Below are 13,474 nucleotides of genomic sequence, written 5' to 3'. Positions count from 1 at the left end.
AATTTAAGTATGGGACAAATAAAAATTTTTGGGATTCATAAAGTGCTTCATCCTATCAGAGAAAAATTATCAGAAATTCTGAGCGAATGTATGTTTGAATCTTTTCAATTTCCAAAAGAAAAAAAGGCTCATCGGTTTATTTACATAGAGGAAGATAGTTTTTTTTATTTTGAAGGAAGAACAACCAAACATACTCTTATTGAAATTAGTCTTTTTGAAGGAAGAAGTATTGAAAGCAAAAAAAAACTTTATCAATTGCTTTTTGAAAAATTAGAAAATCAATTAAAAATAACTCCAATGGATCTTGAAATAACTTTATTTGAAACACCTTTATACAATTGGGGAATTAGAGGAAAAAGTGCTGATGAATTAAGCTTAAATTATAATATTAATGTTTAAAATGAAAAATACCATTTATTTATTACTGACAATTTTATTATTTATGGCTTGCGAAAACAAAAAAGAAGTATATGATATTCCGTTAAAAGGAACTTGGCGCTTAATTTCGGCCGAGGTTACGGAAAAAGACAGTTCATATTCGACTTTTGATGCTTCTACCAAAATGATTAAAATTATCAACGATACTCATTTTGCTTTTTTCAATCATGATTTGAAAAACGGAAAAGACAGTACCGCGATTTTCTTTGCTGGTGGCGGAAAATACAGTTTAAAAGATAGCATTTACACGGAACATTTAGAATTTTTCAATAATAGAGAATGGGAAAATAATCAGTTTGAATTTGTCATCAATATTAAAAATGATACTCTCATTCAAAAGGGAATTGAAAAAATAGAAAAATTAGGCATCAACCGAACTATAATTGAAAAATACGTTCGTGAAAATTAATTTAAAGATTCAAGAATTTAAAGATTATCAGAAAATTAGAATTTTTCAATCTTTAAATTTTTCAATAAAAAATAAAAAAATGAAAAAAATAGTAGTCATAGACAATTACGATAGTTTTACATACAATTTAGTCCATTATTTAGAAGATTTAAATTGTGAAGTAACAGTGTACCGAAACGATGAATTTGAATTGGAAGATTTAAAATCATTCGACAAAATATTGCTTTCACCAGGTCCGGGTATTCCGGATGAAGCGGGTTTATTAAAAGAAGTTATTGCGTATTATGCCCCTACCAAAAGTATTTTGGGCGTGTGCTTAGGGCAACAAGCCATTGGCGAAGTTTTTGGCGGAAGTTTATCCAACCTAGACAAAGTCTATCACGGTGTAGCGACCAAAGTAAAAAAATCAGTTACTGATGAAAGTCTTTTTGATGGAATTGCCGAAGAATTTGAAGTAGGACGCTACCATTCGTGGGTAGTAAACGCCAATTTGCCTGATGTTTTAGAAGCAACCTCTTTTGAAGAAAACGGACAAGTTATGTCGTTACGCCACAAAACTTACGATGTACGAGGCGTTCAATTTCATCCTGAAAGTGTTTTAACACCAAACGGAAAACAAATTTTAGAAAATTGGCTTAAAAGTTAGCCGAAAGTTTTAAAGTTGAAAGTTGTAAAGTTAAATACTTAAGCTTTCAGCATTTTAAAACTTAAAAATCAACTCAAACACCAATTACAAAAGTCAAGGGCTTTAAGACTTTTGACTTGCGACATTAAGACTTAAAAAATGAAAAACATACTTAATAGATTAATCAATAACGAACGGCTTTCTCGTGAAGAAGCGAAAGAAGTATTGGTTAACATTTCAAACGGAAATTACAATCAGAGTCAAATTGCTGCTTTTTTAACGGTTTACATGATGCGGAGTATCAGCATCGAAGAACTTTCAGGTTTTAGAGAAGCGCTTCAAGAATTATGCCTTCGTATTGATTTATCTGACTATAATACCATTGATTTGGTAGGAACTGGAGGCGACGGAAAAGACACTTTTAACATATCCACTTTGGCCTCGTTTATTACCGCTGGAGCGGGTGTAAAAGTAGCCAAACATGGTAATTACGGCGTTTCCTCTATTTCGGGATCCAGTAATGTAATGGAAAGTTTGGGAGTAAAATTCAGCAATGACGAAGGTTTTCTAAAAAAATGTGTTGAAGAAGCTGGAATTTGTATTTTGCACGCGCCGCTTTTTCACCCTGCCATGAAAAACGTAGGGCCTATTCGAAAAGAATTAGGAGTTCGAACCATTTTCAATATTTTAGGTCCGATGATTAATCCATCGTTTCCTAAAAATCAATTGTTGGGGGTTTTTAATTTAGAGTTAGCTCGTATGTATGCCTATTTGTATCAAAATACCGAGAGTGATTTTAGCATTATTCATGCATTAGATGGTTATGATGAAATTTCGTTAACGGGTCCAACCAAAATCATCACCCATGATACCGAACGCATGTTAAATCCGGAGGATTTTGGCGTGAATTTAATTCAACAAAGCGATATCGAAGGCGGAAAAACAGTAACAGAATCCGCACAAATATTTATGAATATCATTTCTGGAAAAGGTACCGAAGCACAAAATAATGTAGTGTGCGCCAATGCCGCTATGGCTATTGCAACCGTAACGGGCTGCACGACTTTTGAAGGATTTGAAAAAGCAAAAGAAAGTTTACTTTCAGGAAAAGGATTAGGGGCTTTAAATAAATTGAAAGAATTGAGTCGGTAAACACAAATTTCACCGATTTACACTGATTATTTTTGTCAAACAAATCAAAACCTTAGCAACTTTGCAACTCTGCAACTTAGTAACTTAAAAAAATGAACATCCTAGATAAAATCATCATCGATAAAAAAAGAGAAGTTGTTCTCAAAAAATCCATCATTCCGGTTTCTCAATTGGAATCGTCTGTTTTTTTTGAAAGAAAAACAATCTCGTTAAGTCAAAAACTACAAGCAAGTTCAACCGGAATTATTGCCGAACACAAACGCCGTTCGCCTTCAAAAGCCATTATCAACCAAAGTTTTACAGTAGAAGAAGTCGTAAAAGGATACGAAAATGCGGGCGCTTGTGGTATTTCGGTTTTAACCGATGGCAAATATTTTGGAGGTTCGTTAGATGATTTACTTTTGGCACGAGCCTCAGTAAACATTCCACTTTTACGAAAAGAATTTATCGTAGACGAATACCAAATATTAGAAGCAAAAGCTTTTGGAGCCGACTTAATTTTGCTGATTGCCGCTGTTTTAACACGTGAAGAAATCAAATCCTTATCTGAATTTGCTCAAAGTTTAGGACTGGAAGTTCTTTTAGAAGTGCACAATCAAGAAGAACTGGAAAAATCGATTATGCCCTCCTTGAATATGATTGGAGTGAACAATCGCAATTTAAAAACTTTTGATGTAAGTTTGGATTTCAGTAAAGAATTAGCCTCTCAAATTCCGAACGAATTTGTAAAGGTTTCCGAAAGCGGAATCAGTTCTATTGAAGCCATCAACGAATTAAAACCTTACGGTTACCAAGGTTTTTTAATTGGGGAAAATTTCATGAAAACAGATAACGCCGGGCAGGCTGCAACGGAATTCATAAATAGGCTGTAAGCCTTAAGCTTGACGCTATAAGCTTAGAGCAACTCACATAATAATAATTCAGCATAAGTACTAAAAGCCTAAAACTTAAAGCTTATCGCCTAAAGCATAGAAAAATGAAACTCAAAATTTGCGGAATGAAACATCCTGAAAATATCCTTGAAGTAGGTGCACTCCTACCCGATTACATGGGATTTATTTTTTGGGAAAAGTCCGCTCGTTATTTTGAAGGAGAAATTCCAGAGTTGGTCAAAACCATCAAAAAAACAGGGGTTTTTGTAAACGAAACCATTGAAAACATCGTTACTAAAATTACGAAATACAATTTGCAAGCCGTTCAATTACACGGAAAAGAATCGGTTGAATTTTGTTTAGCACTTAAACAACAGCTTTCAGAAAATATAGAAATCATCAAAGTATTTTCTGTAGATGAAAATTTTAATTTTGATGTTTTAAAACCTTATGAAAAAGTATGCGATTATTTTTTGTTTGACACCAAAGGAAAATTACCTGGAGGAAACGGTACCACCTTCGATTGGCATCTTTTAAAAAAATATCCCTCACAAAAACCTTTTTTTTTAAGTGGAGGCATCGGAATAGAAGAAATACCTACGATAAAAAATCTTAAATTGCCTGTTTTTGCAATTGATGTTAACAGTAGGTTTGAAATAGAACCTGGATTAAAAAACAAGCAACTTTTACAAGAGTTTCAGAAAAAATTAAAACCCGAAACTTTAAACTATAAAGAATTACACAATGAATTATAACGTTGACGAAAAAGGTTATTATGGCGAGTTTGGAGGCGCTTACATTCCTGAAATGTTGTATCCTAATGTTGAGGAATTACGCAGTAAATATTTAGAAATAATGGACGAACCCGAGTTTAAATCGGAATTCAACCAGTTATTAAAAGATTATGTTGGTCGCCCTAGTCCGTTGTATTTTGCCAAAAGATTATCTGAAAAATACAATACCAAAATATATTTAAAACGTGAGGATTTAAACCATACAGGAGCACACAAAATAAATAATACCATTGGACAAATTTTGGTTGCCAAACGTTTAGGTAAAAAAAGAATCATTGCCGAAACCGGCGCCGGACAACATGGCGTTGCAACTGCTACAGTCTGTGCCTTAATGGGTTTAGAATGTATTGTTTACATGGGCGAAATTGATATTGCTCGTCAAGCGCCAAATGTAGCTCGAATGAAAATGTTAGGTGCCGAAGTTCGTGCCGCTCTGTCGGGTTCAAGAACCTTAAAAGATGCCACCAACGAAGCCATTCGCGATTGGATTAACAATCCTGTAGATACGCATTATATCATCGGATCAGCCATTGGACCTCATCCGTATCCCGACATGGTGACACGTTTTCAAAGCATTATTTCGGAAGAAATCAAATGGCAATTAAAAGAAAAAGAAGGAAAAGAAAATCCAGATCATGTGGTAGCCTGTATTGGCGGAGGAAGTAATGCTGCAGGAACTTTTTACCATTTTCTTCACGAACCCGATGTAAACATTATTGCGGTTGAAGCAGCCGGAAAAGGAATTCACAGTGGTCATAGTGCCGCTACTAGTAAACTCGGAAAAATGGGTATCATTCACGGATGTAAAACCCTTTTGATGCAAACTGCCGATGGACAAATTACTGAACCGTATTCCATTTCGGCTGGTTTGGATTATCCAGGAGTGGGTCCTATGCACGCGTATTTATCTACTTCGAGCAGAGCCGAATTCTTTTCGATTACCGATGAAGATGCTATGCAAGCCGGTTTGGAATTGTGTAAATTAGAAGGCATTATTCCGGCCATCGAATCCTCTCACGCCTTGTCTGTTTTCAAAGAACGCCGTTTCAAACCCGATGATATTGTCGTAATTTGCCTTTCTGGACGAGGAGATAAAGATTTAAACACGTACATTGAGTATTTCAAACTGTAAACTGTCTACTTTTGAAAAACTCAAAAATGATAACCAACATATTACAAAATCGATTATGGAATATTTATTTGCATACGGAACATTAAAAGATAAAAACATTCAAGAAACCATATTTGGCCGTTTATTAAAAGGAACACCCGATTCGTTACACGGTTACGCCATTCAAAAAATCAGTATTGAAGAAGAATTTGGCATGGAAGAATACCCGATTATTGTTCCTTCAGATGATGCTTCTACTGTAATTGAAGGTATTTTATATGAAATTAGTGCTTTCGATTTAGAAAAAGTAGACACCTACGAAGGCCGACATTACAAACGCATTGAAGTAACCTTACAATCGAACACCAAGGCTTGGGCGTATGTAATTACCACCTAATGCATTATTCTATTTAAGATTACTTTTGAAAAAACACTCAAAATGAACAGAATCAAAACCAAATTACAAGAAAATAAAAAAATCCTTTCTATCTATTTTTCGGCCGGTTATCCTACGCTGGATGGAACGATTTCGTTGATTCAGGATTTAGAAAAAAATGGGGTCGACTTAATCGAAATTGGATTGCCTTTTAGCGATCCCTTGGCCGATGGCCCCACCATTCAAGCTAGTTCTACAAAAGCATTAGAAAACGGAATGACCACCGAAATTTTGTTTCAACAACTTCATGACATTCGAAAATCAGTGCAAATTCCGTTGATTATCATGGGTTATTTTAATCCGATGTTGCAATATGGCGTAGAAAAATTTTGTCAAAAATGCCAAGATATTGGAATCGACGGTCTTATCATACCCGATTTACCAGTAGATGTATATGCCGAAAATTACAAAGCCATTTTTGAAAAATACGGATTATTGAATATTTTTTTAATCACCCCACAAACCTCCGACGAGCGTATTCGTTTTATCGATTCGGTTTCGGATGGTTTTATTTATATGGTAAGTTCGGCAAGCGTAACGGGCTCACAAAGTGGCTTTGGTTCTACTCAAGAAAATTATTTCAAACGCATAGCCGATTTAAATTTAAAAAACCCACAAATTGTAGGCTTCGGAATTTCCAATCAAGAAACTTTTCAGCAAGCTACGCAATTTGCTAAGGGAGCTATTATTGGAAGCGCTTTTATTCAACATTTAACCCAAAGTGGAAATGAAAAAATAGCTGATTTTGTTCGTTCCATTCGAAACTAACAACCTTTGGATTTGATTTCTAAATACAACCAATTCTACGAAGATGCGGTTAGCGGATTACGTAAAAATGACTATCAAATAGATTCTTTTTTAAAAGAAAAAAACGATAATCGATTTGGTCTTACCTTATTACTGCGATTCCCTGAAACCATACGAAATCAAATCCAACTTTTTATTACCGAATTGCAAAGGGACAATTACGAACAATATTTTTATCCCGATTCTGATTTACACATCACGGTTCTTTCGATCATTTCTTGTGAAGAAAATTTTAAGTTGAATAGTATCGATCTCGAAAATTACATCAATATCATAACCGAAACTCTAGCTAGATTTTCGCCTTTCGAAATTCATTTAAAAGGTATCACCGCTTCAAGTTCGGCTATTATGATTCAAGGATTTCCAACTTCGGATGTTTTACAACAAATTAGGGCATCACTGCAACTGGCTTTCCAACAAACAAAACTCAAACAATCAATCAATAAAAGATACACACTCGAAACAGCCCATAGTACCGTTTGCCGGTATCAAGAACCACTTTCGAATATTGAAAAATTAGAATTGACTATGGCAAAATTTCGCGATTTTGAATTCGGAAAATTTTCGGTAGTTGAACTCGAATTAGTTTACAACGATTGGTATCAAAAATCAGAAAAAACAGTACTTTTAAAACGTTTTAACTTTCAATAATTATTATCAAAATGGGACTATTTTCTGCTCTTTTGGGCAATGCTGGCACAGTAAATCAAGACGATTTATTAAAAAAATACGGGCAACTTTTAACCGATACCGAAACCATAGAACTGGGTTTTAAATTGATTCGAGACACTTTTATTTTCACGAACAAGCGTTTAATTTTAGTTGACAAACAAGGCATTACCGGATCAAAAATTGAATATACTTCGATTGCGTACAAAAGCATTTCGCGTTTTAGTATTGAAACAGCCGGAACTTTGGATTTGGATGCCGAGCTAAAAATTTGGGTTTCGAGCGAGCAAAATCCGAGTATTCGCAAGCAATTTAACAAATCGGTAAATGTATACGAAGTGCAAAAATTATTAGCCCATCACGTTTTATAATTTTCATTTTCCTAAGAAATTCAAACGCAACTTTTCAACAAGAGTTGCGTTTTTTGTTTTTATCGAACTACGTTAATATTATGTTAATTAAAAATTAAACAGCTGTTTAAATTAAACAAGTGTTTAATTTTGTAATCGATTTCCATTAGAATGATGTTAACAAACGAACTCAACGAAAAAAAAATCCACATTCTTAAGGTAGCCGAAAAACTTTTTGCTGAAAAAGGTTTTGAAGGCACCTCCATACGAAGCATCTCTAAAGAGGCAAAGATTAATATTGCCATGATTTCGTATTATTTCGGTTCTAAAGAAAGTTTATTGGAATCGTTAATTCTTTATAAAATCTCCGATTTAAAGCAAGAACTTGAAAATTTATCAAAAGAAAACTTACAACCTGTTGATAAAGTAAATAAATTAATCGAACTTTACATTAACCGAATCAACTGTAACAGAGGGGTTTTCAGAATTATGCACTTTGAAATGACTTCCAAAAAAAGTTCTGATAGAAAAAAAGTTTTTACCGAAATTAAAATGAATAACCTCGAAATTATCGAGCGCATCATTAGAGAAGGGCAAGAAAAAGGGGTATTTAGAAAAGACATTGTCATTCCGTTATTAACGCCAACAATTTTAGGAACTTATTTTAATTTCTTTATCAATAAAGAATTTTACGAAGAACTTTTGGATTTGAAAACAGAGAAAAAGTTCAATGCTTATATCAATAACAATTTAACAAAACACATTCAACAAACTATAAAAGCGCTCCTGGTTTATGAAAATTAATTCAATTATGCTCTTTGGTGTATTTCTTGCCGGAATTACATCAGTTGCCGCCCAAGAGAAAACAACCGTTTCTTTGCAAGATGCCGTAACCATGGCATGGGAAAAAAGTAACGAATCATCTCTTGCTGATACAAAAGTGGCCACATCAAAATACGAGTTAGAAAATGCTAAACACAAGCAGTACCCGGATTTAAAAGTATCGTCGCAGTACCAATATTTTCCAACGGCAAATATTAAAATGTTAAATCAGTCCGGAGAAGATTCGGGTAGCGGCGGAGAAGCCTCTGGTGAAGCTCCAAAAATGAATCAAATTTTCTTTGCGCAAGCTGGAGTTAGTTTACCTGTTTTTTCAGGATTTAAAATCCAAAACAGCATCGATTTATACAACAATTTGTACGAATCGGAAAGTGCCAATGCTTTGAAAACAAAAGAAGATGTAACAGTACGTGTGGTAAAATATTACACTAATTTGTACAAAGCGCAAAAAACAGTCGAGCTACTGGAAGAAAACTTAAAAAGCGCGCAACAACGTGTAACTGATTTTACCGAATTGGAAAAAAACGGTATTATACCGAAAAACGATTTGTTAAAAGCACAATTACAGGTTTCTAAAATTCAGCTTTCGGTAGACGAAGCTAAAAACAATTTAAACATTGTAAATTATTATTTGGTTACCTTACTCAAAATGGATCCAAATACTAAAATCGCTGTAAATGAAACGGATTTAGATCAATTTCAACCTCAAATTTTACAGTCGGATGCCAATGTAGCTTTAGAAAACAGAAAAGATTTAGAGGCACTTCGTTTACAAGAAAAAGCCAGCGAAGAAAACATTCAAATTGCAAAAGGAAATTATTACCCTTCGATTGTATTGTTGGGTGGTTATGCGGTTTTAGATATTAAAAATTTTGTAGAAGCGACTAACCTTACCAATGTGGGAGTAGGTTTAACTTACGATTTATCGGGCATTATTAAAAACAACAATAATGTAAGATTGGCGCAAAGTAAGGCCGATGAAGTGAAACAAACAGAAGCCATTTTAACCGACAATATTAAAGTTCAGGTTCAAAAAGCTGCTGAAGATTATGACTTGGCTATTAACCAAGATGTCGTATACGATCAAGCTTTGGCTCAGGCTTCAGAAAATTACCGAATTGTAAAAGACAAGTATGATAATGATTTGGCAGATACCAATGATTTGCTAGAAGCCGATGTAGACCAATTAACGGCTCAAATTAACAAAGCGGTCTCTAAAGCCACTATCATTCAAAAATACTACGATTTGCTTTCGGCAACCGGACAAATTTCTCAATCTTTCACTATTTCTAAAAAATAATCATAACCATCATGGAAAAGAAAAAATCAAATACCAAATTTATAATCGTACTAGTTCTATTGGTAGTCTTAGGTGGAACTTATGGTACATACAAATATTTACACTCATTAGCACATGAAGAAACCGACGATGCTCAAATTGAGAAAAACATGAATCCGATTATTGCAAGAGTTCCCGGATACATCAATAAAGTATATGTAAAAGACAATCAGTTTGTAAAAAAAGGAGATACTTTATTTACTATTGACAAAAGAGATTTTCAGTTAAAAATTGAAGAAGCCAAAGCAGCTTTATTAGGAGCCGAAGGACAATACGCCGCAGCTAAAGCTGATATTGGAAGTGCTTATGCGAGCGTTTCGGTTTCGGATGCGAACATCAAATCTGCATCGGGAAATATTGAAACAGCTAAAATTCGTTTGAAACAAGTAACCAACGACTTTAATCGTTATAGTAATTTATATAAAACACATACCATTACTAAACAACAGTACGAAAATGCCTTAACAGCTAAACAAGAAGCAGAAGCACAAGTTCGTATTTTAGAAGCACAACAAAAAGCCAGCTCGTATCAAAAAAATGCGATCGTAGCTAAATCGAAAGCCTCAGATAAACAAACCGAAGTAGCTGCTGCCAACATTCAACGCGCTAAAACCATGCTTGATGTTGCTCATTTAAATTTATCGTATACCGTGGTAACTGCTGCTATAGACGGACAAGTTTCTAAAGTTGATATTCAACCAGGTCAATTGGTTCAACCAGGTCAATCTTTATTTTACATCATCAACAACACCGAAGCTTGGGTGGTAGCTAACTTTAAAGAAACCCAATTAAACAAAATGGTGGTAGGACAAAAAGTAAGCCTCAAAGTGGATGCTTACCCTGACTACGAATTTAAAGGAACTGTAGCATCGTTTTCACCAGCTACAGGTGCTCGTTTTTCATTGCTTCCTCCTGATAATGCAACAGGAAACTTTGTAAAAACCATCCAACGTTTACCAGTTCGAATCAATTTTGACGAATCGAATGATCCTAAAAAAATCGAATTGCTTCGTTCAGGAATGAATGTTGACGTAGACGTGCATTTAAAATAATTTTTATTGCTGTAGGAAACATATAAAGTTTCCCTACAGCATAACAATACTAAAACAAAATGGTACAAACTGGAGATGACGATTTAGTAGAATACGGTTTTAGAAGGGTGATTATCACCATTACTGCTGTTCTTTGCGCATTGCTCGAAATTGTCGATACAACAATTGTAAACGTTGCCCTTAACGATATGCGTGGTAGCCTTGGTGCTACACTTACCGATGTGGCTTGGGTGGTTACTGCTTATGCTATTGCAAATGTAATCGTAATACCCATGACGAGTTGGTTGTCGCAACAATTCGGTCGCCGTAATTATTTTGCCGTTTCCATTGTGGTCTTTACGGTAACTTCGTTTTTATGTGGTAATGCCACCAATATTTGGGAATTAGTAGCTTTTCGATTTATTCAAGGATTGGGAGGAGGCGCTCTATTGGTTACAGCTCAAACCATTATTACCGAAAGTTATCCGGTAGCCAAACGTGGAATGGCGCAAGCTATTTACGGAATGGGGGTTATTGTAGGTCCAACGCTAGGACCACCTTTAGGAGGTTATTTAGTTGATAACTACTCATGGCCTTATATATTTTACATCAATATTCCTTTGGGAATTATTGCTACTATATTAACCTTGTCCTTTGTAAAAAGTCCAAAATACGGTGATAAATTAAAAGCCAATCAAGTAGATTGGTTGGGAATTATTTTTCTTGCAGCTTTCATTGGTTCCTTGCAATTTATACTTGAACACGGGCAACAAGACGATTGGTTTAATGATAGTTTAATTGTAGCTCTTGCTGTGGTTACCGTTTTCTCGCTATTATTTTTCATTTGGAGAGAACTTACCTTCGAGCATCCTATTGTAAACCTGAGAGTTTTGCGGGATACTAATCTTAGAATAGGAACCATTTTAACATTCATTTTAGGTTTTGGATTATATGGTTCTACATTTGTTATTCCGATTTATACCCAATCCATTTTAGGATGGACAGCATTACAGGCTGGTATGTTCTTAATACCCAGTTCACTAACAACTGCCTTTATGATGCCTTTTATCGGAAAAATGATTCAAAAAGGAATTCCTCAAGCCTACATGATTGCCACTGGTTTTTTAATTTTCTTTTTCTTCACTTTTATGATGCATAATGTATTAACTAGTGATACAGGAAGAGAACATATGTTTTGGCCTTTAATTTTAAGAGGAGTCGGCTTAGGATTATTGTTCGTGCCTATTACTACTTTATCCTTATCTACCCTTTCGGGAAAAGGAATCGGAGAAGGAGCTGCTTTTACGGGTATGACTCGACAATTAGGAGGTTCATTCGGAATTGCTTTGATAACCACTTTTATAACACGTCAAACACAAAATCACAGAGTGGATTTAGTTACCAACTTAGATCCGAGCAATTATAACGTGCAACAAACCATTCATGGGTTGCAAATGGGCTTTATGTCAAAAGGATACACCATGAACGAAGCTTTAGCCAAAGCCTACCAAGCGCTCGATTATAAAGTAATCACCCAGGCTACGCTATTGTCCTACCAAGATGTATTTTGGTATTTAGGAATTATGTTTTTACTGTGCATCCCTTTTATTTTCTTAATTAAAAAGGGCAAAAATAAAATTAATCCTGCAGACGCAATGCATTAATTTAAGTGCTTACTAAGCCTCAAAAAAATAAGCCGTATTTCCTAATTGGAAAATACGGCTTATTTGATTTTTATAAAAGCTAAAATTTAACGTGTAAAAACCAGCTTATTCCCTTTGGATAACTGCGCATCAAAACGATAGCCCTCGTAATCAAATCCTTTTAAATCCTCAATGGTTTCTGCGTTGGTATCTATAATATAACGCACCATCATACCACGAGCTTTTTTGGCAAAAAAACTAATCATTTTTAGTTTTCCATCTTTATAATCTTTAAACTCTGGTGTAAGTACTGGAACTTTTAATTTTTTTTCATCTACTGCCGAGAAATACTCATTACTAGCTAAATTAACAAAAAGTTCGTTTTTGGCTAGTTCTTTATTGAGCTCTTTAGTTACGATGGGTTTCCAAAATTCGTGCAAACTTTTGGCTTCGCCTACTGGTAATTTAATGCCCATTTCCAATCGATAGGCTTGCATTAAATCAAGAGGTTTTAAGAATCCGTACAGTCCCGACAAAATTCGGAGTTTCTGTTGTAAGTCATCTAATTTATCTACCGGAATTGTATAAGCATCCAAACCCGTATACACATCCCCATCAAAAGTATAAACTGCCGGACGTGCATTTTCCGGTGTAAATGGCGTTTTCCAATCTTGGTTGCGCTGCCAATTGAGTTCGGCTAATTTATCCGAAATCGACATTAATTCCATTAAATCTTTCGGTTTTTTAGGTTTGATTTCCTTATGTACTTTGCGCGCTTCTTTCAACAAAATGGCTTCCGAATATTGTTTTGTAGGTAATTCTTTTTCGAAATTTAAAGATTTAGCGGGAGATATTACAATTTTCATTTTATACAGTTTTCAATGCGACCAAAAATACAAATTGAACAGCACAAACCAACAGTATTGCAATTGATTTGTTTGATAGCGAAATAAACAAA

General features: G+C 34.7%; 16 protein-coding genes. 15 read left to right on the top strand and 1 reads right to left on the bottom strand.

Annotated features, from left to right (window positions below):
* The first annotated feature begins 9 nt into the window (after positions 1-9).
* The 15 genes from I5M07_RS08460 (at position 10) to I5M07_RS08390 (ending at position 12,537) form a co-directional block, all read left to right on the top strand.
* The gene (locus tag I5M07_RS08460) at positions 10-399 is read left to right on the top strand and encodes a tautomerase family protein (RefSeq protein WP_200105814.1); all 390 of its coding nucleotides are present in this window, start codon (positions 10-12) and stop codon (positions 397-399) included.
* Between the two features lies 1 nt (position 400).
* The gene (locus tag I5M07_RS08455; RefSeq protein ID WP_200105813.1) at positions 401-847 is read left to right on the top strand and encodes a hypothetical protein; all 447 of its coding nucleotides are present in this window, start codon (positions 401-403) and stop codon (positions 845-847) included.
* A 79-nt stretch (positions 848-926) separates the two neighbouring features.
* Positions 927-1,493: an anthranilate synthase component II gene (locus tag I5M07_RS08450; protein ID WP_200105812.1), complete on the top strand. Its 567-nt coding sequence runs from the start codon at positions 927-929 to the stop codon at positions 1,491-1,493.
* Between the two features lie 138 nt (positions 1,494-1,631).
* Positions 1,632-2,624: an anthranilate phosphoribosyltransferase gene (gene trpD / locus I5M07_RS08445; protein ID WP_200105811.1), complete on the top strand. Its 993-nt coding sequence runs from the start codon at positions 1,632-1,634 to the stop codon at positions 2,622-2,624.
* 92 nt (positions 2,625-2,716) lie between these two features.
* Entirely contained in the window at positions 2,717-3,496 is a 780-nt protein-coding gene (gene trpC, locus I5M07_RS08440; RefSeq protein ID WP_200105810.1) for an indole-3-glycerol phosphate synthase TrpC, read from the top strand.
* 104 nt (positions 3,497-3,600) lie between these two features.
* On the top strand, positions 3,601-4,251 hold the full coding sequence (locus tag I5M07_RS08435; RefSeq protein ID WP_200105809.1) for a phosphoribosylanthranilate isomerase: 651 nt from the start codon (positions 3,601-3,603) through the stop codon (positions 4,249-4,251).
* Positions 4,241-5,422: a tryptophan synthase subunit beta gene (trpB, locus tag I5M07_RS08430; RefSeq protein ID WP_200105808.1), complete on the top strand. Its 1,182-nt coding sequence runs from the start codon at positions 4,241-4,243 to the stop codon at positions 5,420-5,422. The genes I5M07_RS08435 and trpB overlap by 11 nt, the downstream gene beginning before the upstream one ends.
* Before the next feature lie 55 nt (positions 5,423-5,477).
* Positions 5,478-5,798, top strand: a complete 321-nt coding sequence (locus I5M07_RS08425) for a gamma-glutamylcyclotransferase family protein (protein WP_200105807.1) — start codon at positions 5,478-5,480, stop codon at positions 5,796-5,798.
* A gap of 42 nt (positions 5,799-5,840) precedes the next feature.
* Positions 5,841-6,605 carry a tryptophan synthase subunit alpha gene (gene trpA / locus I5M07_RS08420; protein ID WP_200105806.1) on the top strand — a complete coding sequence of 255 codons (765 nt, stop codon included), beginning with the start codon at positions 5,841-5,843 and terminating at the stop codon, positions 6,603-6,605.
* A gap of 6 nt (positions 6,606-6,611) precedes the next feature.
* Entirely contained in the window at positions 6,612-7,295 is a 684-nt protein-coding gene (locus I5M07_RS08415; protein ID WP_200105805.1) for a 2'-5' RNA ligase family protein, read from the top strand.
* Between the two features lie 11 nt (positions 7,296-7,306).
* Positions 7,307-7,684, top strand: coding sequence for a PH domain-containing protein (locus I5M07_RS08410; protein WP_200105804.1), 378 nt, complete (start codon positions 7,307-7,309; stop codon positions 7,682-7,684).
* Positions 7,685-7,834: 150 nt separating this feature from the next.
* Positions 7,835-8,467: a TetR/AcrR family transcriptional regulator gene (locus I5M07_RS08405; RefSeq protein WP_394369049.1), complete on the top strand. Its 633-nt coding sequence runs from the start codon at positions 7,835-7,837 to the stop codon at positions 8,465-8,467.
* Positions 8,457-9,803 (top strand): TolC family protein, encoded by a 1,347-nt coding sequence (locus I5M07_RS08400; protein ID WP_200105803.1) that lies wholly within the window; start codon positions 8,457-8,459, stop codon positions 9,801-9,803. Before I5M07_RS08405 ends, I5M07_RS08400 begins: the two co-directional genes overlap by 11 nt.
* 11 nt (positions 9,804-9,814) lie before the next feature.
* Positions 9,815-10,894: an HlyD family secretion protein gene (locus I5M07_RS08395; RefSeq protein WP_200105802.1), complete on the top strand. Its 1,080-nt coding sequence runs from the start codon at positions 9,815-9,817 to the stop codon at positions 10,892-10,894.
* Positions 10,895-10,953: 59 nt separating this feature from the next.
* Positions 10,954-12,537 carry an MDR family MFS transporter gene (locus I5M07_RS08390; protein WP_200105801.1) on the top strand — a complete coding sequence of 528 codons (1,584 nt, stop codon included), beginning with the start codon at positions 10,954-10,956 and terminating at the stop codon, positions 12,535-12,537.
* An 86-nt stretch (positions 12,538-12,623) separates the two neighbouring features.
* On the opposite strand, the gene yaaA is transcribed toward I5M07_RS08390, so the two are convergent.
* A complete protein-coding gene (gene yaaA, locus I5M07_RS08385; protein WP_200105800.1) occupies positions 12,624-13,382 on the bottom strand; it encodes a peroxide stress protein YaaA in 759 nt (252 codons plus the stop codon).
* Positions 13,383-13,474 lie beyond the last annotated feature (92 nt).

Origin of the sequence: Flavobacterium agrisoli, from assembly GCF_016522065.1 — a bacterium.
In the GTDB taxonomy this organism is placed as follows: Bacteria; Bacteroidota; Bacteroidia; order Flavobacteriales; family Flavobacteriaceae; genus Flavobacterium; species Flavobacterium agrisoli.
The sequence above is the reverse complement of the archived record's forward strand: the minus strand, read 5'-3'. Positions and strand labels throughout refer to the sequence as shown.

Excerpts from the sequence above, each read along its gene's own strand:
- I5M07_RS08460 (WP_200105814.1), top strand. The coding sequence starts at position 10 with ATGGGACAAATAAAAATTTTTGGGATTCATAAAGTGCTTCATCCTATC.
- I5M07_RS08455 (WP_200105813.1), top strand. The coding sequence starts at position 401 with ATGAAAAATACCATTTATTTATTACTGACAATTTTATTATTTATGGCT.
- I5M07_RS08450 (WP_200105812.1), top strand. The coding sequence starts at position 927 with ATGAAAAAAATAGTAGTCATAGACAATTACGATAGTTTTACATACAAT.
- trpD (WP_200105811.1), top strand. The coding sequence starts at position 1,632 with ATGAAAAACATACTTAATAGATTAATCAATAACGAACGGCTTTCTCGT.
- trpC (WP_200105810.1), top strand. The coding sequence starts at position 2,717 with ATGAACATCCTAGATAAAATCATCATCGATAAAAAAAGAGAAGTTGTT.
- I5M07_RS08435 (WP_200105809.1), top strand. The coding sequence starts at position 3,601 with ATGAAACTCAAAATTTGCGGAATGAAACATCCTGAAAATATCCTTGAA.
- trpB (WP_200105808.1), top strand. The coding sequence starts at position 4,241 with ATGAATTATAACGTTGACGAAAAAGGTTATTATGGCGAGTTTGGAGGC.
- I5M07_RS08425 (WP_200105807.1), top strand. The coding sequence starts at position 5,478 with ATGGAATATTTATTTGCATACGGAACATTAAAAGATAAAAACATTCAA.
- trpA (WP_200105806.1), top strand. The coding sequence starts at position 5,841 with ATGAACAGAATCAAAACCAAATTACAAGAAAATAAAAAAATCCTTTCT.
- I5M07_RS08410 (WP_200105804.1), top strand. The coding sequence starts at position 7,307 with ATGGGACTATTTTCTGCTCTTTTGGGCAATGCTGGCACAGTAAATCAA.
- I5M07_RS08405 (WP_394369049.1), top strand. The coding sequence starts at position 7,835 with ATGATGTTAACAAACGAACTCAACGAAAAAAAAATCCACATTCTTAAG.
- I5M07_RS08400 (WP_200105803.1), top strand. The coding sequence starts at position 8,457 with ATGAAAATTAATTCAATTATGCTCTTTGGTGTATTTCTTGCCGGAATT.
- I5M07_RS08395 (WP_200105802.1), top strand. The coding sequence starts at position 9,815 with ATGGAAAAGAAAAAATCAAATACCAAATTTATAATCGTACTAGTTCTA.
- I5M07_RS08390 (WP_200105801.1), top strand. The coding sequence starts at position 10,954 with ATGGTACAAACTGGAGATGACGATTTAGTAGAATACGGTTTTAGAAGG.
- yaaA (WP_200105800.1), bottom strand. The coding sequence starts at position 13,382 with ATGAAAATTGTAATATCTCCCGCTAAATCTTTAAATTTCGAAAAAGAA.